Genomic DNA, 19703 nt, shown 5'->3' on the forward strand with positions numbered 1-19703 from the left:
GATGAAGATCCTCGTGACGGGCGGTGCTGGCTATATCGGATCGCACGCCTGCAAGGCACTGGCGCGGTCCGGCTTCACACCCATCACGTTCGACAACTTTTCCACCGGATGGCGTGAAGCTGTGCGGTTCGGTCCGTACGTTGAGGGCGACCTTACGGACAAAGGGACGGTCGAGAACGCATTCAAAAAGCACCAGCCGGACGCCGTTCTGCATTTCGCGGCGTTAAGCCGGGTGGATGAAGCGATGGCCAATCCGGGGCTCTACTGGCGCAACAATGTGCTTGGATCTTTGAACCTTGTCGAAACGGCGGTAGAGCACGGTTGCCTCGATTTCGTGTTTTCATCGACCTGCGCCACCTACGGTGATCAGGATGGCGTCGTCCTCGACGAAGACACGGTTCAAGCCCCCCTGAACGCATATGGCGCCTCCAAACAGGCGGTTGAGCGAATCCTGCACGATTTCAGCACGACGCATGGACTGCGGCACGTCATCTTCCGCTACTTCAACGTGGCAGGGGCAGATCCCGATGCGGAAGTCGGCGAATTCCACAGACCCGAAACGCACCTTATACCGATCGTCCTCGATGCCGTTGCCGGCGCGCGCGATCAGGTGACGATCTACGGGACGGACTATCCGACCGAGGACGGAACCTGTGTGCGCGATTACGTGCATGTCTCTGACCTTGTCGATGCGCATATTCTTGGATTGCGCTGGTTATTGGACGGCAAGGAAAACCGGGTGTTCAATCTTGGCACAGGGTCGGGCTTTTCGGTGCGGGAAGTGATAGACGCAGCCCGCCGCGTAACGAACCGCGAAGTCCCGACAGAGATCGGTGACCGGCGACCGGGGGACGCAATCAAGCTTGTTTCAGGGTCAAGCCGGGCAGAGGAAGAGCTGAACTGGCAACCCACCAAATCGACCATGCCACAGATGATCGAAGACGCGTGGCGCTGGCATCAAGTTGCCGATTACAAGGAATAGCCCCGCTGCGGCACATCTTCTTGATGTGACGCGAACTGTGCGCCGCGCGGGATATCGTCCAACGGGCATAGACAGGGCGGAGCGCGCTTACATCGCTCATCTTGTGGCATGTCCAACTCCACTTTTCGGCTTGGTGCGGACCAAGCTGGGATATCTACTGCTGGACAAAAAGGGATGCGCCGCGCTGCTTGCGCACTGCGACACGCCCAAATGGCAGAACGCCGATCTTCTTTCAAAACTCAGCGGTAGCTCCGACACACCGCGGGCCGCGACGGAAAGCGGGTTGCGAAAGATCGCGGTGGACCGTGCGACAGCCGCCAGGTTGCGTCCGCTGCTGCAAAGGCATCTCCCAAGCGGAGCGGTTTATCTCAACGTCGGCCAGACGAACTTCAACGATCGTCTGATCCATGCGCTCCGCGCCTGCGACACGCTTCGGATTGCCGTGTACCTTCACGATACGATCCCGTTGGATTGGCCAGATCTGCAAACGCAAAAGTCGCGGTTAAAATTCAAACGCCTGTTCGACCGTGTCGACAGGCACGCGGATCTCGTCTTGTGCAACTCTCAGGACACCAAGATGACCGCCCTCCGACACGCGCGTGGGCTAACGGAAGACAAAGTGCATGTGATCTGGCCGGGCCTGCCCGAGATCGACCCAGGACATCCACCAAAGGGGCCTTGGACGGACAAGCCATATTTCATGGCCATCGGCACCATCGAACCTCGCAAGAACATCGGCTTCCTTCTCGATATGTGGGAAGACTTCAGAGAACCCGACAGTCCACACCTGCTGATTTGCGGACGGCGTGGATGGCTGAGCGAAGATGTTTTTGCTCGACTGGACAACCAACCAGGACATGTTCACGAACTTCCCGATCTGCCAGACCCGGCGATGTGGGCACTCTTGAAAAACAGTTGCGGCTTGTTGTTCCCGAGCATCGTCGAAGGGTTCGGCTATCCAGCGATGGAAGCGGCACATCTGGGGGTGCCAGTCATCTGCAATGCGTTACCCAGCGTCAAAGAAGTGCTGGATGATTACCCTATTTACGCAGACTCCTCCGACAGCTACCTTTGGATGCATAATATCAAGCAACTGGCGCAAGGACGTCGGGGTCAAAGTGGTGAGCAGTTGAGTACTGAAGTAGTTGAGACGCCGGATTGGCAGGCGCATTTCAATCGGCTGTTTACCATCCTTTGATACCGCGCGTTACGAGCGACCACTGGCAGAGAAAGCTGTTCATTGGGCTTGGTGCAAAGATATGGGCTCAGGCTCCAGCGCAAGCGCTGGCGCATACGCGCGTTTCGTAAACGCCGCGAACTGAAGCCTGTTGCCAATCGCACCGATCAAATCCGCAAGAGCGATATTCTGCTGTTCTGCACGTCTCGGAACGAAGGTGTCCGACTACCGTATTTCCTGAAGTACTACCGCGACATGGGCGTGTCGCATTTTCTGTTCGTCGACAACGACAGCACCGATGGCAGCCTGGAGATGCTGTCCGAACAACCGGACGTGTCCGTCTGGCACACACGCAAAAGCTACAAGCGGTCGCGCTTTGGCATGGACTGGATGAACTGGCTTTTGCGTCGTTATGGACACGATCACTGGTGTCTGACCGTCGACCCGGATGAGCTATTCGTTTATCCGTTTTGTGACTCGCGACCACTGCCCGCGTTGACGGATTGGCTGGAAGCGTCATCCATCCGCTCGTTCAGCGCGATGCTTCTGGATATGTATCCGAAGGGCCGGATCGATGCGGTTCCCTATCAGGCAGGTCAGAACCCTTTGGACATCGCCTGCTGGTTCGACTCCGGTAACTACACTCTGAAGCGCAACCACCTTTTGGGGAACCTGTGGATTCAGGGCGGCCCTAGGGCGCGCATCTTTTTCCCGGACAAACCGGAACAAGCCCCGGCATTAAACAAGATCCCGCTGGTGAAGTGGCATCACCGCTATGCCTACGCGAGTTCGACCCACATGCTTCTGCCGCGGGGCCTGAACTACGTCTATGACGAATGGGGTGGAGAAAAAGCCTCGGGCGCGCTTTTGCACACCAAATTCCTGAGCACCTTTAGCGAAAAAGCTGTGGAAGAGCTGAAGCGTCGGGAGCACTACGCCGGCAGTCAGGAATACGTGGCCTACGCAAGCGCGCTTCAGGACAATCCCGAGCTGTGGTGCAAATGGTCAGAAAAGTACATCAACTGGCGCCAGCTTGAGATCCTCGGTCTCATGTCCATGGGCAACTGGGCATGAGCATCGGGATCGTCATGCTGACCCACACCGCGCTGCATCGGGCAGAGCAAGTGGCGCGGCATTGGACAAAGGCGGGATGCCCTGTTGTCATTCACGTCGACCAGATCGTGTCCAACAAGCGCTACAAGGTTTTCAAGGAGCGGTTGAGCGACGATCCTCTGATCCGCTTCTCAAAGCGTCACCGATGCGATTGGGGCACATGGGGTCTTGTCGCGGCAAGTCAGGACGCAAGCGAATTGATGCTCGCCGAGTTCGAAGAAGTGAGCCATGTCTACCTTGCCTCGGGGTCTTGCCTGCCGCTGCGCCCTGTGCAGGAGCTGATCGACTATCTCAAGGCAAGACCGCGCACAGACCACATCGAAAGCGCAACCACGGCGGATGTGCCGTGGACCATCGGTGGTCTTGACGAAGAACGCTTCACGATGCGCTTTCCGTTTTCCTGGCGGCGCAACCGCTACTTGTTCGACCGCTTTGTCGAGTTCCAGCGCAAGTTCGGGTACAAGCGCAAGGTTCCCGATGGCCTTACACCTCACATGGGCAGCCAGTGGTGGTGCCTGACGCGGCAGACCTTGTCTTCGATACTGCAAGACCCGAAACGCAAGGAATACGATCGATACTTCCGACATGTCTGGATTCCCGATGAGAGCTATTTTCAAACGCTCTCACGGTTGTATTCGACCAATATCGTCAGCCGGTCCCTGACCCTGTCGAAGTTCGATTTTCAGGGCAAGCCACACATCTTCTATGACGATCACCTACAGCTTTTGCGGCGGTCGGATTGTTTTGTCGCGCGCAAAATCTGGCCAAATGCCGAACGTCTGTACGAAACCTTTTTGAACCCCAAACCCGGGGAATTGAACCTTCAGGAACCTAACCCGGGGAAAATTGACCGGATTTTCGCCAAGGCCGTGGATCGCAGAACGCGCGGGCGACCGGGCCTTTACATGCAAAGCCGGTTTCCGAACGAGGATTGGGAAAACGGCGTAACCGCGGCCAAGTACTCGGTGTTTCAGGGGTTTACCGAACTGTTCACAAATTTCGAACATTGGCTGTCCACGGTGACCGGAGCGCAGGTGCACGGACATCTGTTCGCACCTGACCGTGCACATTTCGCTGATGGTCAAACTGTGATGAACGGTGCGCTGTCCGACAACGCCACACTACGGGACTATGATCCAAAGATGTTCCTGACGAACCTGCTTTGGAACACGCGGGGCGAACGCCAGTGTTTTCAACTAGGTCCGAACAGCACGCGGCATGTGATCTGGGACATCTGCAAGGATGCAAATGCGCAGGTGTCAGTTATCAGCGGGGCCTGGGCGATCCCGCTGTTCCAGTCGAACCGGACCTTTGCGGAACTGCGCCGCGAGGCGGCCCATCTTCAGAAAATTGAAACTGAAATGCTCGACGCTTTGCGGTCGCCCTATTCCAAGTGCCGCAGGCGTATCTGGACCATGGCGGAATTCATTGAAAGCCCGATGGAAGCAACACAGGTCATCGTGGATGAAATCGGTGTCCTTCCGAACCGCCGTCTGACCGAAGCCCCGAAGATGGTTGATCTCACTGGCTTTGGGCAGTTCCTGCAGAACCTCAAGAACCAGGGCATGCACCCCTATCTCATGGGGGACTTCCCTGCAGATCCGGTTGTGCAGACACCACGGCGCCATACGCCACCGCGTCCCTATCTGGTGAAAAAGTAAAGCATGGACCGTTTTGACCACTTCGTCGTTTTCGCTGAGATGCGAACCGGGTCGAACCTGCTTGAGGATTACATCAATCAGGTAGACGGCCTGCTCTGCCATGGCGAGGCGTTCAACCCAAATTTTATCGGCTACCCGAACCGAACCGACATTCTCGGCGTCAGCCAGGCACAGCGCGAAGACAACCCCGAGCGGCTTTTGAAAGCGATCAAATCCGGGACAGATTGGCTGGGCGGGTTCCGGTATTTCCACGATCACGACCCGCGTATCCTGCCCGCGATCCTTTCCGATCCCCGCTGCGCGAAAATCATTCTCACGCGGAACCCACTGGACAGTTACATCAGCCTCAAAATCGCGCGGGCGACAGACCAGTGGAAACTGACAAACGTGCGCAACCGCAAAGACGCGAAGGCGTATTTCGATTTGCACGAGTTCGAGAGCCATCTGGCACAGACACAAGGCTTTCAGCTGCAAATCCTGCGCGCTCTGCAGGTGACCGGCCAGACGGCGTACTACATCGGCTACGACGACCTGCATAATCCGGAAGTGCTCAGTGGACTTGCAACATGGCTTGGTGCCAAGGCGATGCCGGACAGCTTTGAAAGCAATCTGAAGCCGCAAAACCCGCAATCTCTGTCAGAGAAGGTGGCGAATTTTGACCAGATGGATGTGGCGTTGCGCGGATTGGATCGGTTTGATCTGACACGGACGCCGAACTTCGAACCAAGACGTGGTCCGGTGGTGCCGGCATACATGGCTTGCAACTCGGTGCCGCTTTTGTTCATGCCTATCCGATCCGGGCCTGAACATCAGGTGACCGAATGGATGCAACAACTTGACGGGACCGGAAAAGGTTTGGTCGCCAAGTTCAACCAGAAGTCCCTGCGACAGTGGATGCAGGACAATCCGGGTCATCAGCGTTTCACGGTATTGCGGCACCCGCTGGCCCGCGCCCACGCTGCGTTCTGCGATTTCATCCTGAATACAGGACCGGGCAGCTTTGCCATGATCCGCAATCAATTGATGCGGTTCTACGATCTGGAACTGCCGGACGACATGGCCGACGCCGGATACGACGACCGGGCGCATGCACGCGCGTTCGACGGCTTTCTTGGATTCCTCAAGGCCAATCTCAACGGGCAGACGAGTGTTCGTGTCGACGCTAACTGGGCAAGCCAGGTCACCTGTCTTCAAGGCATGTCTGAATTCTGCCTGCCCGATCAGGTGGTTCGGGAAGATGAAATTGCGACAGCACTACCAACGTTGGCTCAAAAGCTTGGCGTGACCAATCTATCCCAACCTCCTCGATCTGGTCACGAACAGCAAGACAGGCTTTTCCGCATCTACACCCCGCAGCTCGAGAAGCTGTGCCGAGATGTGTACCCGCGCGATTACATGATGTTTGGATTTGGTGATCTGGACATGAAAAACCCCGCCTGAGCGGGGCTTGATCAGGCTGCCTGGGTCGCCGCGGATTCCGTTATGATCGTGTGCAGAGTGTTCGCATCACGATTTGCCCGCAGCTTGCTGCAAAAATTCGCATCCCGGAGCGTCCGCGACACCAAGGCGAGCGCTTTCAGATGTTCGACACCGGCATCGACCGGCGCCAGCAAAGCGAAAATGATATCCACCGGCTGGCGATCGATCGAATCAAAGTCGATGGGTTTTTCAAGACGAATGAAAACGCCCACAACTTCGTCCAGCCCATTGAGCCGCGCATGAGGCAAGGCCACGCCATGGCCCACGCCTGTTGGGCCTAGGCTTTCGCGTTCCATCAGAGCCTCGACCGTGTCTTGCGCCGAAATGCCGTAGGCGGATTCGGCCAATTCAGAGAGATCGTGCATCAATCGCTTCTTGCTGGAAGCCGCAGTCACGACCTTGACGGCCTTGGAACTCAAAAGGTCTGCAAATTTCATGTGCTGCTCTTGTTATGGACTTGCGCCGTTGTCCGTTTACGGATCAATCCAGCCGATGTTCCCATCATCCCGGCGGTATACGACGTTCACCCCGTCCTTTTTGTCATTGCGGAATACCAAGACCGGTAGACCCGCCAACTCCATCTGCATCACAGCTTCGCCCACTGTCAGAGACGGGATTTTCGTCTCCATCTCAGCCACGATAATCGGCTGAAGCGACTCAGGCTCGTCGTCATGCGTCTCCGCTTCGCTCGCGAGGATATATGAAGATGCTCCGATGAGTTCAACTGGTTCCGTACGGTCCTTGTGATGATCTTTTAGGCGTCGCTTGTAGCGGCGAAGCTGCTTGTCCATCTTCTCGCAAGCGCCGTCGAAAGCTGCATAAATCTCGTTCGCATGCGCCTTCGCAGTCGCGTTCAAACCGGTCGACAGGTGAACCACTGTCTCGCAAACAAATTCGTGGCCGCTCTTGGAGAATATGACGGTCGCGTCCGTAGGGCGGCCTGCATATTTGCCAAGCATCTCGCCCAGCTCCGTTTGCACGTGCGTCTGGAGCGCTTCACCAACGTCAATTTGTTTGCCGGTTATCTGGTAACGCATAGGGTATCCTTTTTATTGTTTTACCCCTGCACACAAACGCGTCCGGTCGGGCCGGAGCGCGCTTTGCGGGCTAAGGAGAGGCATCGCCGTGACCGTTGTGTTTGACCGTCCGGCGTTCTTGGCCGGTTGGTTCGAAACGGACGATCAGATGGATCAAACGCCATGTCTCTATTTCAATCGCAGGTGGATCATGTGTCAATCATTTCCGATAGGCGCAGCCGGATTTAGCTGATGCGGAAATTGTCGCCGAGATAGACCCGGCGGACATTCTCGTTGCGCACCACCTCGTCCGGAGAACCCGACATGAGGACCTTGCCGTCATGCAGAATGTAGGCACGGTCGACGATTTCGAGCGTTTCGCGCACGTTGTGATCGGTAATGAGAACACCGATCCCGCGCTTCTTGAGGTCTGCCACAAGGTGGCGGATGTCGCCGACGCTGATCGGGTCCACACCGGCAAAGGGTTCGTCGAGCAGCAGGTACTTCGGATCGGCCGCCAGACAGCGGGCGATTTCGACCCGTCGACGTTCCCCACCCGACAGCGCCAACGCAGGTGCACGGCGCAGATGTTCAATCGAAAATTCGCCCAAAAGTTCTTCGAGCCGTTCGCGCCGCTTGTGGCGATCCGGCTGGCTGATATCGAGGATCGCACTGATGTTGTCCTCGACAGTCATGCCGCGAAAGATCGACATCTCCTGCGGAAGGTATCCGATCCCCATGCGCGCACGGCGGTACATCGGCAGATAGGTCACGTCCTCGCCATCGATGAGAACCTGCCCGCCTTCGGGGTTTACCAGTCCGGCGATTGCGTAGAAGGACGTGGTTTTGCCGCTGCCGTTGGGGCCGAGCAAGGCGACTACTTCGCCGCGCTGCACTTCGAGAGAGACGTCGCGGATGACGACGCGCTTTTTGTAACTCTTGCGCAAGTGGCGCACGACAAGCCCGCTATCGCCCTCGGTCACGGAAAGATCAGGCTGCACCATCAGTTTTCCTCTGACTGGAATACGGTGCGCACGCGTCCGTTCATGCGCGCTGTGCCGGCTTCGAGATCGACATCCATTTCGTCGGACACAAGCGTATTGGCCCCTTGGGTCAGAAGCACGCTACCGGTCATACGGATCGTTCCGTCGTTGACGCGGTAATCCGCGCGTTCAGCCTCTGCCGCCTGATCTCCGTTCACCAGGGTCACGCCGCCGGTCGCTTCAAGGCGCTCCACACCGGATTGGTCGTCGGTATAAAAGACCAGAACACGCGGCGCTGACAGACGCATCTCACCCTGACCGATTACCACATTGCCGGTGAACAACGCCGTTCCGTCGTTCTGTGACACCGATAGAGTATCCGCGCTCACTTCCACGGGGAGAGATGTGTCCTGCTGGACCGTTCCGAAAGCAACCTCTGTGCCCTGCGCCATGGCAGACGCCGCAAAGCCCAGCGAACAGAGCACTGACAGGATTCGGATCATTCTTGGGCCTCTGCGTTTTGAGGAGTGTATACCAGTTTCACACCGTCGGTGAACAACAACTGAATGTCAGAGGTCTCAGCAATTTCTTCAACCCGCAGCCTGCCTGCAGTCAGAACCAGCCCGGGACCATCCGCATCCACCGGTCCGGTGCTGTCGATCTCGACCCGGTCAATGGCGGCATCCAGCCCGTCCGTCCGAACCGTGTATCCTGAACTGCTTTGCAGAACGACACCGTCGCGCAGCAACAATCGATCTGTGTCGTCCATCCTCCCAAGCGTGGCATCTATGGTGATCCTGCTGCCGTCTTCGGTATCCAAGGTTGCGCGCAAGTCATCGGCGACCATCCCCTCTTGACCCGGCGCGACCACGCGAGCTTGCCGCGCTGCCAGTGTCAAAGCATGCCCTCCGTCCGTCGTGCCCGCATAGAAAGGACTGCCGACCTGTTCGTTCTGGCTCGGATCAACGCCATTGGCGAGAACCGGGATGGTAGAGATTGGGTCAGGGCTGCGTGAATACAGGAATATCGTCGACAACAAGGCCAAAGCGCCCAGCGGCAGCAGGATCTTCAGCCATGCGATCAGCCGCGAATACACACGCTTACCCCCGGTCGGTCAGGAATGCGCGAAGATGTCGGTCTCCGGCCAGCCCATGAGATCAAGGCGCGCGCGCGTAGGAAGGAAGTCAAAGCACGTCTGTGCAATCTCCGCCCGTCCCTCACGCTCCAACATGGCCTGCAAGGCGTCCCGCAGTTTGTGCAGGTAGAGAACGTCCGAAGCGGCATACTCGACCTGCGCCTGACTGAGCGTCTCTGCACCCCAATCGCTTGACTGCTGCTGTTTCGAGATGTCGACACTCAGGAGTTCCTGCAAAAGCACTTTGAGACCGTGACGGTCCGTATAGGTCCGTACGAGGCGGCTGGCGATCTTGGTACAGTAGACCGGGGCAGTCAGGACACCAAACGCGTTGTACAGCGCCGCAATGTCGAACCGCCCGAAATGAAACAGCTTGAGCACCTTTCGATCAGCCAATAGCTTTTCCAGATTTGGCGCCGAAGTTTGGCCTTTCTCGATCTGGACCAAATGCGCGGTCCCGTCCCCATTGGAGAGCTGAACTACACACAGACGGTCGCGGTGCGGATGAAGCCCCATCGTCTCGCAATCGATGGCGACCTCGGGACCCAGATCAAGGTCGTCGGGAAGATCGCGCGCGTAGACTTGATGAGACATGGTAAGCCCTTCTTTTCCATCAACGGACTGGGGATAGACCCTCAGCCAATGTGGTGCAAGCTGCCCCCCTTTCGCCCCAGTTTGACCCGATTCTCGAAATTTGGTCTTGATTCGGCCCAAATTAGGGCAAAAATCATCTTAATTGAGACCAACTTCCGCCTAATATATGTCAGTTTATTACAGCCCGTGATCGGCGGATTTTCGCAGACGCACCAAGGAATTTACGTCAATTTTCGGCTAGCTTGAGGCTCTGACCAATCCCCGACTGTTGCCTCAAACTGAACAATCAGGTCCGGCGTGAAACGGAAGTATTCTCCGCAATATCGTTTTTGATTTGTGAACAGCGGCAGAAAAGACGGCAAATTGTTTCCGATACATGCAAGAATTGGCACCCAATCTTCACTTACCTGCAGGATTGGCACATCTCACGCGACAAAAGCCCAAAAGCTGGCTTGTCAGCGCGTTACGTCGAACCAGGCATGCCATCGGCGGAATCCGCTCGTTCGGCGAAAGATTGCCCACAAATCGTAAAAAGTGATTTTCTTCCATACCTTTGCGAATTCATGCCGGTTGACGGATCGCGTTTTTGGAGAACGTAGGAGGGGAGTTCACACAAAACTTTCCCCGCCCCCCAAAAGTTGACGGAAATAAGGCGCATTGCCATAAACTAGTCATGTTTTGGCAGGCCACATTCCTGCCATGTTTTGAGTTGGCACTTGGGGGTTGGTGCTTCCATTAGGGAGTTGCGAAAGGTTCGTCTGCTGAAGTCTGCCACATAGCCTGAAAGCCTGAATATCCGGTTTCCTGAACCGACGTCCTGTTTGTCGTGCTGCGCGGCAAGCAACCAGTCTTTGCACGCCTTTGTCAGCTTCGCCGCGGACCCCGCTCAAAGGGTCAAGGGGTGTTCAAATGACACTGCACGTTCGCCAGCCGCTGCCAGGCACAGAAATCGAAACATTGGTCAACGCGGCCTTTGTCCAAACCGAACCGAAAAGCCTCTATCGCAATTACATCAAGCGCTTGCTTGATGTGATGCTTGTCCTGATCGCCGCTGTGCCAGTCGTTCTGGTTCTTGGAGTTTGCGCGCTTCTGGTGTCTCGAGATGGCGGCTCGCCCTTCTACAGCCAGACCCGCGTCGGGCAATTCGGCAAGACGTTCAAGATGTGGAAGCTGCGGAGCATGGTCGCCAATGCGGACGAAGCACTGGAACGCCACCTCTCCCAGAACCCCCAAGCGCGCGCTGAGTGGAACCGGAACCAGAAGCTTCGCAATGATCCGCGGATCACAAAGGTCGGCCGCATCCTGCGCAAAACGTCACTTGATGAGTTGCCGCAACTCTGGAACGTCCTGAAGGGGGAAATGTCTCTTGTCGGGCCGCGTCCGATGATGGTGGATCAGCAAGACCTGTATCCCGGCTCCGCTTACTACGCCCTGCGTCCAGGTCTGACCGGCTTCTGGCAGGTCTCGGTACGTCACGAGAGCAGCTTTGCGGAACGTGCGCATTACGATGCCGAGTACCTGAGCAAAGTGAACCTTGCTCAGGATATCGCGGTGATGTGGAAGACGCTGAGCGTCGTGACCAAAGGCACAGGCTGCTGATCAGCCTTTATTGACCTCCGCAGCGGTGCGCAGCTTCTGCATCAGGTCATCCAACGCCTTAAGATTGATCTCGTTGGTGAGCCGGCCATCCTCGTCGAACTGCTTGGAACTTGCGGCCACCAAGACTTCCGGTCCTTGAAGAAGATGCGGCTGGAATGTGAACAAACACAGACGCAGCATGTTCTGGGCGCGTTCACCACCGGCCCGGCCCGCGGCCGCCGACATGATCGCAACGGGTTTGTCTTTCCACGGATTTCCGTCCGTGCGGCTGACCCAGTCGAGCGCGTTCTTCAACACGCCAGGGATGCCTTTGTTGTATTCCGGCGTTGAGATCACGACTGCGTCTGCGTGTGCAATCTGATCTGACAGCGTCTGAACCTCGGCCGGAATACCTGTATCCGATTCCATGTCCCCGTCGTACAACGGAAAGCGCAAATTGCCCTCCGCGAAGTCCGCGTCACCGAACAACCGGGCTGCCTCATTCATAAGCAGTCGATTGGTTGAAGCGCTGCGCAAAGAACCGCAAAGGCCAATTAGTTTCAGGTCTGCCACAGGGTCGTCTCCTTTTCCTTCGACGAGCAATCTGTTGCGGAAGACCGCGCTGACAACCGCGAAAGACCGTTTACCACGAAAAAAGCCCGCGCATTGCGCGGGCTTTTCCTGATACTGAGCCGTCGCTTACGCGTTTGGCAGGATCACGATTTCCACCCGACGGTTCTGCGCGCGCCCTTCCGGCGTCAGGTTGCTTGCAATCGGTTGGTCCTCGCCGCGACCGATGCTTTGGATGCGGAAGGACGGAACGCCTTCACCCATCAGGATGTTCGCAACCGACCGCGCGCGGCGCTGCGACAGATCGAGGTTGTATCCGGCATCACCGGTGTTGTCGGTGTGCCCGATGACCTGAACTGTGGTGTTCGGATAGGCGAGCAGGCTTTGCCCCACTGTCCGCAAGTCACGCTGCAGATCGGGGCGCAGGTTCGCGCTGTCCGTTGCAAACAGGATATCCTGCGGCAACGTAACGATCAGGCGGTCCCCGGTGTTGCGGATGCTGACATTGTCATTGCCAAGCTGTGCCCGCAGGTCGGCCTCTTGACGGTCAAGCTGGTTGCCGATGATCGCGCCACCTGCCCCACCGACAACAGCACCGATCACCGCGCCGCGCCGGCGCTCCTCGGGATCATCACCGGCAAGGACACCGGCCAACGCGCCGACACCAGCACCGATGGCGGCACCTTGCTTGGCTTGGCGATTGGGATCATTCGGATCGCTGAATCCACCTTCGGTACAGGCGGACAGAACCAGTGCACCGCAGAGCGCGGGGATCACAAAAAGTTTGGAGAGAGTCATAAGTCATTTGCCTCGTTTAACTGTGCCCAAGTGTACGGGTCTCGTTTCTGCTATGCGATAACATACCCACGCAGACGGCAAATGTCGTGACAAAATCGGCGTCTTTCCGCGCATCCCGACGATATCAGGCCCCGGCCTCCTGCCGAGCGGCCTCCCAGGCCAGGATGCTGCGTTTGACCGGTAGGCCCCAATGGTAGCCGCCCAATCCACCCGACTTGCGCAAAGCGCGATGGCAGGGGATCAGGTAGCTGATCGGGTTGCGCCCGACCGCGGTTCCGACGGCGCGCACCGCCTTTGGATGACCGATGAATTCGGCGATCTCGGAATAGGTGGTCACATGCCCGGACGGGATGCGCATGAGCGCCTCCCAAACCTTGATCTGAAACGGGGCGCCGATCATGAACAACGGTGTTGGCTCCAATGCACCCTCGGCGCCGAAGGCCGAATTCACCCACGGGTGCAGGCGCGTCGGGTCTTCGACATAGGTGGCCTTGGGCCAGCGGCTGACCAGATCCTCCCACGCATGATCTTCGCCGGTTTCAGAAGCAAATCCGATCCCACACAGGCCCTTGTCGGTACCCATTACCAGGGCCGGACCAAAGGGGCTTTGGAACCAGCCCCAGTAGATCGTCAAGCCGCCCCCTTTGCGGGCGAAATCGCCCGGACTCATTGCTTCCCACCGCACGAACAAGTCATGCAAACGGCCGGATCCGGACAACCCGGTCGAATGCGCCGTTTCCAATGTCGTGAAGCGTTCTGCCAACAGGGCCTTCGCGTGGCCAAGGGTCAGGTACTGCTGATACCGCTTGGGACTCACGCCCACCCACCGCGAGAAGACACGTTGGAAATGCGCCGGGCTCATATTCATCTCTAACGCCAGTTCGTCCAGTGACACGGACGGACCCTGCGCATCGATGACGTCAAGCGCCCGGCGCATGACGTTGAAGTGGTAACCTTGTGTGTCTTCGGCGAGGTTCTGCATCGGATCGGCCCTTCATGTCTTGCACCTGATGTAGCGCAGGCACGGCCTGTCCTTCGACCCGAAACCTGCGCATCCGACGCTTGCCCCTCCTGATCTCGCGCGGCATACGGGGGCGATATGGCCAAGCAACTCGATTATCACACGATCCGAGAGATTTTCACGCGCTTTCAGGCGGCTGAGGCCGAACCGAAGGGCGAACTCGAACATGTGAACGCGTACACGCTGGTGGTCGCTGTGGCGCTGTCCGCTCAGGCGACGGATGCTGGTGTCAACAAGGCTACACGCGGTCTTTTCGCAGTCGCCGACACGCCCGAAAAGATGCTTGCTCTGGGCGAAGAAGGTGTCATTGAACACATCAAGACGATCGGGCTTTACCGGAACAAGGCCAAAAACGTCATCAAGCTGAGCCGTATCCTCGTGGACGAATACGGCGGCGAGGTGCCGAATTCACGCGCGGCTTTGGAAAGTCTCCCGGGTGTCGGACGCAAGACCGCGAACGTAGTGCTCAACATCGGGTGGGGGCATCCGTCGCAAGCCGTCGACACCCATATTTTCCGGGTCGGCAATCGCACGGGAATCTGCCCCGGCAAAGACGTGGTCGCCGTAGAGCGCGCCATCGAGGATCACATCCCGGTCGATTTTCAGCACCACGCGCATCACTGGCTGATCTTGCACGGGCGGTATGTCTGCGTTGCGCGCAAACCGAAATGTGGCGCGTGCCTGATCCGTGATCTTTGCCAGTTCGAGGACAAGACCCAATGACCCGGCGCAATGTGCCATCGGGGTCGTATCTGGAGCCGAAGATCGGCTTCAGTCGTGCGGTAAGGATCGGCGCTCATGTCGCCGTCGCAGGCACGGCACCAATCGGACCGGATGGCGCAACGGTGGGCATCGGCGATGTTGCCGCACAAACCCGCCGTTGCTTTGATATCGGCCTCGCAGCCCTGCGCGAGGCCGGCGCGCGACACGAAGATGTCATACGCACACGCATCATGCTGACCGATGCAAGGCGGTGGGCCGAAGCGGCAGAGGTCCACGGAGAGATATTCGCTGACATCCGACCCGCCTGCACGTTTGTGGAGGTCAAAGGCTTCGTCGATCCCGATTGGCTCGTGGAGACAGAGATCGATGCTATCGTTTCAGAGGACAAAACCGAATGAGCAAAACGTACCAGGTGGTTGGCATCGGCAATGCCGTTGTCGACGTCATCGCGCGCGCGGAGGACACCTTTCTTGATCTGATGGGCATCCAGAAGGGCATCATGCAACTGGTCGAGCGTGAGCGGGGCGAGACTCTGTACGCTGCAATGAAGGACCGCGTGGAAACGCCCGGCGGGTCGGTGGCGAACACGCTCGCGGGGCTTGGCAATCTGGGTCTGCGCACCGGGTTCATTGGTCGGGTGCATGACGACGCTCTCGGCCGGTTTTATGCGGATGCAATGAAGAAAGACGGCACCGACTTCGTGAACCCACCCGTCCCGGGGGGTGAGTTGCCGACGTCCCGGTCGATGATCTTTGTCTCACCCGATGGCGAACGGTCGATGAACACGTATCTTGGCATTTCCGCCGAGCTGGGGCCGGAAGACGTGTCCGAGGACGTTGCCGCCGAGGCGGAGGTGGTCTTCCTCGAAGGCTATCTATTCGACAAGGACAAAGGGAAAGATGCGTTCATCCGGACCGCGCGCACCTGTCGGAGTGCCGGTGGCAAAGCGGGGATCGCAATCTCTGACCCCTTCTGCGTAGAGCGTCACCGCGACGACTTCTTGAACCTGATCGAGCACGAGATGGACTATGTCATCGGCAACGAAGCAGAGATCATGTCGCTGTACCAAAACCACGATCTGGAAGCCGATCTCGAAGCGGTTTCGGCGATCTGCCCTCTGGTGGTCTGTACGCGGTCCGGCGACGGTGTGTCGATCATCCACGAAGGTCAAAGAACCGATATTCCCGTAGAGAAGGTCGTGCCAGTCGATGCGACAGGCGCCGGCGACCAATTTGCTGCGGGCTTCCTTTACGGTCTGGCGACAGGGCGGGACATGGAAACCTGCGGCCGGATGGGGTGTGTAGCGGCAGCGGAGGTCATCTCGCATATCGGGCCGCGACCCGAGGCGAACTTGCAGGCATTGTTCCGTGAGAAATCACTGATTTAAGCGCGGTTTCTACCCATCTCCAGTCACCGTCGAAATGGACTTGGGCGCAGGTCGGCCTTGGCGGAGGTCACCACATCGGCGATGCGTTTGGCGCGGGTGGGTGCAGTTTTGGCCGTTTTGATCCACTCCAATGTGCCGCGTTTGACGGATTTCGGATAGTCTTCCCAGACCTGCCGCAGATCACCTAGTGCATCGAGCAGATCCTGCGGCGCTTCAAGGCGTTCGACGTCATCGAGAAAGGTCCACATCCCGTTTTCCTTTGCCGCCGAGATCAGCGCTTCGCCCGCCGGGGTCATCAAACCCGCCGCGCGGGCCTCTTCCACCTTGTCCTTGTTGACGGCGGACCAGGCCGATTTCGGATTTCGCGGCGCGATGCGGTACGACGTGCGGTCGGCGTCGACCTTGCGCGTCACGCTGTCGATCCAGCCCCAGCAGAGAAGTTCGGTCACGGCGTCCCCCCACGGCAGGTAGTGATCGGTGTGTTTCTTGTAGACGACCAGCCAGACGCTTTCTGTGCGCGTGTGATTTTCAGCCAACCACGCACGCAGTTCGGAGCGGGATTTGACTTCGATTTCTGTCACGAATGAAAGGCTCCCTGAAAAGCCGTGAGACAAGATTTCGAAGTCTCTTCCAACGTCAGTGCGCCTCGGCCCAATTTGCGCCTTGCCCGGCGTCGGCAACCAGCGGGACGGTAAGGTGCACAACCGGGTCTGCGGCGCCCTCCATCACGTCGCGCGCCGTGGCAATCAGATCATCCTCTGCGCCTTTTTCAACCTCGAAGAGCAACTCGTCATGCACCTGGAGCAACATCTTTGCGGGCAGGTTCTTGATGGCATCCGGCATGCGGATCATCGCGCGGCGGATGATGTCGGCAGCAGTCCCCTGAATGGGCGCGTTGATCGCAGCGCGTTTGGCAAAGCCCGCGCGAGGGCCCTTGGCGTTAATCTCGGGCGTGTGAATAACTCGGCCAAAGAGCGTCTCGACCCGGTTATGCTTCTTCGCGAATTCGGTCGTCTCGTCCATATACGCCTTGATGCCGGGGAAGCGTTCGAAATAGCGGTCGATGAACCCCTGCGCCTCAGATCGAGGAATACGCAGATTGCGCGCGAGGCCGAAACCGCTGATGCCGTAGATCACACCGAAATTGATCGCCTTGGCCTGTCGGCGCACGTCCGGCGTCATCTCGTCGAGCGGCACGTTGAACATCTCGGACGCAGTGGCGGCGTGGATATCCTGCCCGTCTTTGAACGCGTCTTTGAGCGCCTGAATGTCGGCGATATGCGCAAGAATGCGCAACTCGATCTGGCTGTAGTCGAGCGCGACAAGGGTTTTGCCTTCCTCCGCGACAAACGCCTCTCGGATGCGACGGCCCTCTTCAGTGCGGATCGGGATGTTTTGAAGGTTTGGATCGGTCGAGGCGAGGCGACCCGTATTCGCGCCAGCGATAGAGTAGGAGGTATGGACGCGCCCGGTGTCTCGGTTGATATGGTTCTGCAGCGCGTCGGTATAGGTCGATTTCAGTTTGTCGAGTTGCCGCCAGTCCAGAATACGGCGCGGCAGGTCGTGCACTGTGGCCAGGTCTTCGAGGATGTCCGCGCCGGTGCTCCAGTTGCCGGACTTCCCACGGCTGGGTTTCTTGCCATCGGGTAAGTTCAAATCAAGCTCATCAAACAGGATTTCACCGATTTGCTTCGGCGATCCGACGGCGAATTTGCGTCCTGCCAGCTCGTAGATCTCGTCTTCCAGCCCCGCCATCTTCTGGCTGAACGCGTTGGACATTCGGCTGAGCGTGTCGCGGTCAACCTTGATCCCTGCCATTTCCATTTCGGCCAGCACCGGGACAAGAGGGCGCTCCATGGTCTCGTAGACGCGGGTGACTTTCACCTGATGCAATTGCGGTTTGAACATCTGCCACAGCCGCAATGTGACTTCCGCATCTTCGGCGGCGTAAGGCGTGGCCTTGTCGATAGGCACACGGTCGAAGGTGATCTGGCTCTTTCCGCTGCCCAGCAGCTCTTTGATCGGGATCGGCGTGTGACCGAGGTAGCGCTCGGACAACGTGTCCATCCCATGGCTGTGCTGCCCCGCGTTCATGGCGTAAGACATGAGCATCGTGTCATCGATCGGAGCAACACTGACCCCGTAGCGCGCCATGATCTTGGCGTCGTATTTCATGTTCTGGCCGATCTTCATCACGGCCGGATCTTCAAGCAGCGGCTTGAGCGCGGCCAGAGCATCTTCCAGCGGGATCTGGCCCTCTGCCAGATCGTCCGAACCGAAAAGACCCTCACCGCCCTCTGCTTTGTGCGTCAAAGGGATGTAGCAGGCTGTCCCAGGTTCGACGCAGAGCGAGATACCGACAAGATCGGCAGTCATTTCATTAAGGCTTGTCGTTTCGGTATCGAACGCCACCCAGCCTTTTTCATTTGCCGCATCGATCCAAGACTGCAGCGCCTCAAGATCCCGCACGCACTCGTAGGTCGAGGCATCCATGCCGGGCAGATCGGGCGCATCCCCAGCCGGCGGGTTGGCCCCCTCGGGTGTCGTATCCGGGATCGCGGGCGGTTCGACATCGAGCGCTTCGGCAATGCGTTTTGTGAGCGTGCGAAACTCCATCTCGGCAAGGAATGGCATCAGCTTGTCCGGGTCCGGGTCACGCACTTCGAGGTCGTCCAGCGTGAAATCGAGCGGTGTCTTGTCGTCCAGCACGACGAGCTTCTTCGACAGCTCGATCTGGTCGCGCTTCTCGATCAGCGTTTCACGGCGCTTGGGCTGCTTGATCTCTTCCGCGCGGTCGAGAAGTTCTTCCAGCGAGCCGAATTCGTTGATCAGAAGCGCCGCAGTCTTGATCCCGATGCCTGGCGCACCTGGTACATTGTCAACACTGTCGCCCGCCAAGGCCTGCACATCGACGACGCGCTCAGGGTACACTCCGAATTTCTCGAATACGCCGTCACGGTCGATGACGCGATTGCCTTTCATCGCGTCCATCATCACCACCCCATCCCCGACAAGCTGCATGAGATCCTTGTCGGACGAAATGATGGTCACCTGCCCCCCGGCATCACGCGCCTGAACTGCAAGCGTCGCAATAATGTCGTCGGCCTCGTAGCCTTCCTTTTCCTTGCAGGCGATGTTGAACGCCTCGGTCGCACGGCGGGTCAGCGGGATTTGCGGTCGCAAGTCCTCGGGCATCTCATCCCGATTGGCCTTGTACTGGTCATACATTTCATTGCGGAAGGTATGGCTGCCTTTGTCAAAGATCACCGCCACGTGGGTCGGGGCATCCGGGCCGTGGTTTCCTTCCACATACTTTTGCAACATGTTGCAAAACCCCGAAACCGCACCGATTGGCAATCCGTCCGATTTGCGGGTGAGCGGTGGCAACGCGTGGTAGGCGCGGAATATAAAGGCCGAGCCGTCGATAAGGTGAAGGTGATGTCCTTTGCCGAATGCCATGTCGCCCCCCGTTTTGGTTGTCTTTGG

General features: G+C 58.0%; 20 protein-coding genes. 9 read left to right on the forward strand and 11 right to left on the reverse strand.

Translation table 11 applies throughout. From position 1 onward, the window contains the following. Window position 1: 1 nt before the first annotated feature. The 5 genes from galE (at window position 2) to BUA42_RS10190 (ending at window position 6373) form a co-directional block, all read left to right on the forward strand. Window positions 2-982 (forward strand): UDP-glucose 4-epimerase GalE, encoded by a 981-nt coding sequence (gene galE / locus BUA42_RS10170; RefSeq protein ID WP_072777640.1) that lies wholly within the window; start codon window positions 2-4, stop codon window positions 980-982. Window positions 983-1115: 133 nt separating this feature from the next. Then, window positions 1116-2180, forward strand: a complete 1065-nt coding sequence (locus BUA42_RS10175; RefSeq protein ID WP_245819008.1) for a glycosyltransferase — start codon at window positions 1116-1118, stop codon at window positions 2178-2180. Between the two features lie 42 nt (window positions 2181-2222). Next, a complete protein-coding gene (locus BUA42_RS10180) occupies window positions 2223-3233 on the forward strand; it encodes a glycosyltransferase family 2 protein (RefSeq protein WP_072777642.1) in 1011 nt (336 codons plus the stop codon). After that, complete coding sequence (locus BUA42_RS10185) at window positions 3230-4933, forward strand: DUF5927 domain-containing protein (RefSeq protein ID WP_072777643.1); 1704 nt, start codon at window positions 3230-3232, stop codon at window positions 4931-4933. The genes BUA42_RS10180 and BUA42_RS10185 overlap by 4 nt, the downstream gene beginning before the upstream one ends. Before the next feature lie 3 nt (window positions 4934-4936). After that, a complete protein-coding gene (locus tag BUA42_RS10190) occupies window positions 4937-6373 on the forward strand; it encodes a sulfotransferase family 2 domain-containing protein (protein WP_072777644.1) in 1437 nt (478 codons plus the stop codon). A gap of 11 nt (window positions 6374-6384) precedes the next feature. Here the strand turns inward: BUA42_RS10190 and BUA42_RS10195 are convergent, their stop codons facing one another. The 6 genes from BUA42_RS10195 to BUA42_RS10220 form a co-directional block, all read right to left on the reverse strand. Further along, on the reverse strand, window positions 6385-6849 hold the full coding sequence (locus BUA42_RS10195; protein WP_072777645.1) for a PTS sugar transporter subunit IIA: 465 nt from the start codon (window positions 6847-6849) through the stop codon (window positions 6385-6387). A gap of 36 nt (window positions 6850-6885) precedes the next feature. Next, the gene (gene hpf / locus BUA42_RS10200) at window positions 6886-7449 is read right to left on the reverse strand and encodes a ribosome hibernation-promoting factor, HPF/YfiA family (RefSeq protein WP_072777646.1); all 564 of its coding nucleotides are present in this window, start codon (window positions 7447-7449) and stop codon (window positions 6886-6888) included. 224 nt (window positions 7450-7673) lie between these two features. After that, a complete protein-coding gene (lptB, locus tag BUA42_RS10205) occupies window positions 7674-8432 on the reverse strand; it encodes an LPS export ABC transporter ATP-binding protein (RefSeq protein ID WP_072777647.1) in 759 nt (252 codons plus the stop codon). Further along, complete coding sequence (gene lptA / locus BUA42_RS10210) at window positions 8432-8914, reverse strand: lipopolysaccharide transport periplasmic protein LptA (RefSeq protein ID WP_072777648.1); 483 nt, start codon at window positions 8912-8914, stop codon at window positions 8432-8434. Before lptA ends, lptB begins: the two co-directional genes overlap by 1 nt. Beyond that, window positions 8911-9507, reverse strand: a complete 597-nt coding sequence (locus BUA42_RS10215) for an LPS export ABC transporter periplasmic protein LptC (RefSeq protein ID WP_072777649.1) — start codon at window positions 9505-9507, stop codon at window positions 8911-8913. Before BUA42_RS10215 ends, lptA begins: the two co-directional genes overlap by 4 nt. A gap of 18 nt (window positions 9508-9525) precedes the next feature. Then, complete coding sequence (locus tag BUA42_RS10220; protein ID WP_072777650.1) at window positions 9526-10140, reverse strand: ribonuclease D; 615 nt, start codon at window positions 10138-10140, stop codon at window positions 9526-9528. Between the two features lie 909 nt (window positions 10141-11049). On the opposite strand from BUA42_RS10220, the gene BUA42_RS10225 reads away from it, so the two are divergent. Next, window positions 11050-11739 carry a sugar transferase gene (locus BUA42_RS10225; protein WP_072777651.1) on the forward strand — a complete coding sequence of 230 codons (690 nt, stop codon included), beginning with the start codon at window positions 11050-11052 and terminating at the stop codon, window positions 11737-11739. Here BUA42_RS10225 and BUA42_RS10230 read toward each other — a convergent pair whose 3' ends face one another. The 3 genes from BUA42_RS10230 to BUA42_RS10240 all read right to left on the reverse strand — a co-directional run bounded on the left by BUA42_RS10230 (window position 11740) and on the right by BUA42_RS10240 (window position 14068). Next, window positions 11740-12291, reverse strand: a complete 552-nt coding sequence (locus BUA42_RS10230) for an NADPH-dependent FMN reductase (RefSeq protein ID WP_072777652.1) — start codon at window positions 12289-12291, stop codon at window positions 11740-11742. Between the two features lie 126 nt (window positions 12292-12417). Beyond that, window positions 12418-13086 carry a YiaD family glycine zipper/OmpA-like lipoprotein gene (locus tag BUA42_RS10235; RefSeq protein ID WP_072777653.1) on the reverse strand — a complete coding sequence of 223 codons (669 nt, stop codon included), beginning with the start codon at window positions 13084-13086 and terminating at the stop codon, window positions 12418-12420. Between the two features lie 124 nt (window positions 13087-13210). Then, window positions 13211-14068 (reverse strand): methylated-DNA--[protein]-cysteine S-methyltransferase, encoded by an 858-nt coding sequence (locus tag BUA42_RS10240; RefSeq protein WP_072777654.1) that lies wholly within the window; start codon window positions 14066-14068, stop codon window positions 13211-13213. A 117-nt stretch (window positions 14069-14185) separates the two neighbouring features. Here BUA42_RS10240 and nth point away from each other — a divergent pair, with 117 nt between their 5' ends. From nth to BUA42_RS10255, 3 genes are read left to right on the forward strand one after another with little or no spacing between them, the layout of a single operon-like run. Then, complete coding sequence (gene nth, locus BUA42_RS10245; RefSeq protein ID WP_072777655.1) at window positions 14186-14830, forward strand: endonuclease III; 645 nt, start codon at window positions 14186-14188, stop codon at window positions 14828-14830. Then, window positions 14827-15228: a RidA family protein gene (locus BUA42_RS10250; RefSeq protein WP_072777656.1), complete on the forward strand. Its 402-nt coding sequence runs from the start codon at window positions 14827-14829 to the stop codon at window positions 15226-15228. Before nth ends, BUA42_RS10250 begins: the two co-directional genes overlap by 4 nt. Further along, window positions 15225-16217, forward strand: coding sequence for an adenosine kinase (locus tag BUA42_RS10255; RefSeq protein WP_072777657.1), 993 nt, complete (start codon window positions 15225-15227; stop codon window positions 16215-16217). The genes BUA42_RS10250 and BUA42_RS10255 overlap by 4 nt, the downstream gene beginning before the upstream one ends. A gap of 23 nt (window positions 16218-16240) precedes the next feature. On the opposite strand, the gene BUA42_RS10260 is transcribed toward BUA42_RS10255, so the two are convergent. Both BUA42_RS10260 and polA read right to left on the reverse strand, forming a co-directional pair. Next, window positions 16241-16798 carry a YdeI/OmpD-associated family protein gene (locus BUA42_RS10260; RefSeq protein WP_143152674.1) on the reverse strand — a complete coding sequence of 186 codons (558 nt, stop codon included), beginning with the start codon at window positions 16796-16798 and terminating at the stop codon, window positions 16241-16243. Between the two features lie 55 nt (window positions 16799-16853). Then, entirely contained in the window at window positions 16854-19676 is a 2823-nt protein-coding gene (polA, locus tag BUA42_RS10265) for a DNA polymerase I (RefSeq protein ID WP_072777659.1), read from the reverse strand. Window positions 19677-19703: the final 27 nt, after the last annotated feature.

The organism is Marivita hallyeonensis (assembly GCF_900129875.1).
GTDB lineage: Bacteria > Pseudomonadota > Alphaproteobacteria > Rhodobacterales > Rhodobacteraceae > Marivita > Marivita hallyeonensis.

Excerpts from the sequence above, each read along its gene's own strand:
- BUA42_RS10220 (WP_072777650.1), bottom strand. The coding sequence starts at position 10,140 with ATGTCTCATCAAGTCTACGCGCGCGATCTTCCCGACGACCTTGATCTG.
- BUA42_RS10225 (WP_072777651.1), top strand. The coding sequence starts at position 11,050 with ATGACACTGCACGTTCGCCAGCCGCTGCCAGGCACAGAAATCGAAACA.
- BUA42_RS10190 (WP_072777644.1), top strand. The coding sequence starts at position 4,937 with ATGGACCGTTTTGACCACTTCGTCGTTTTCGCTGAGATGCGAACCGGG.
- BUA42_RS10195 (WP_072777645.1), bottom strand. The coding sequence starts at position 6,849 with ATGAAATTTGCAGACCTTTTGAGTTCCAAGGCCGTCAAGGTCGTGACT.
- BUA42_RS10235 (WP_072777653.1), bottom strand. The coding sequence starts at position 13,086 with ATGACTCTCTCCAAACTTTTTGTGATCCCCGCGCTCTGCGGTGCACTG.
- galE (WP_072777640.1), top strand. The coding sequence starts at position 2 with ATGAAGATCCTCGTGACGGGCGGTGCTGGCTATATCGGATCGCACGCC.
- lptA (WP_072777648.1), bottom strand. The coding sequence starts at position 8,914 with ATGATCCGAATCCTGTCAGTGCTCTGTTCGCTGGGCTTTGCGGCGTCT.
- BUA42_RS10255 (WP_072777657.1), top strand. The coding sequence starts at position 15,225 with ATGAGCAAAACGTACCAGGTGGTTGGCATCGGCAATGCCGTTGTCGAC.
- BUA42_RS10250 (WP_072777656.1), top strand. The coding sequence starts at position 14,827 with ATGACCCGGCGCAATGTGCCATCGGGGTCGTATCTGGAGCCGAAGATC.
- lptB (WP_072777647.1), bottom strand. The coding sequence starts at position 8,432 with ATGGTGCAGCCTGATCTTTCCGTGACCGAGGGCGATAGCGGGCTTGTC.
- BUA42_RS10240 (WP_072777654.1), bottom strand. The coding sequence starts at position 14,068 with ATGCAGAACCTCGCCGAAGACACACAAGGTTACCACTTCAACGTCATG.
- BUA42_RS10185 (WP_072777643.1), top strand. The coding sequence starts at position 3,230 with ATGAGCATCGGGATCGTCATGCTGACCCACACCGCGCTGCATCGGGCA.
- hpf (WP_072777646.1), bottom strand. The coding sequence starts at position 7,449 with ATGCGTTACCAGATAACCGGCAAACAAATTGACGTTGGTGAAGCGCTC.
- nth (WP_072777655.1), top strand. The coding sequence starts at position 14,186 with ATGGCCAAGCAACTCGATTATCACACGATCCGAGAGATTTTCACGCGC.
- polA (WP_072777659.1), bottom strand. The coding sequence starts at position 19,676 with ATGGCATTCGGCAAAGGACATCACCTTCACCTTATCGACGGCTCGGCC.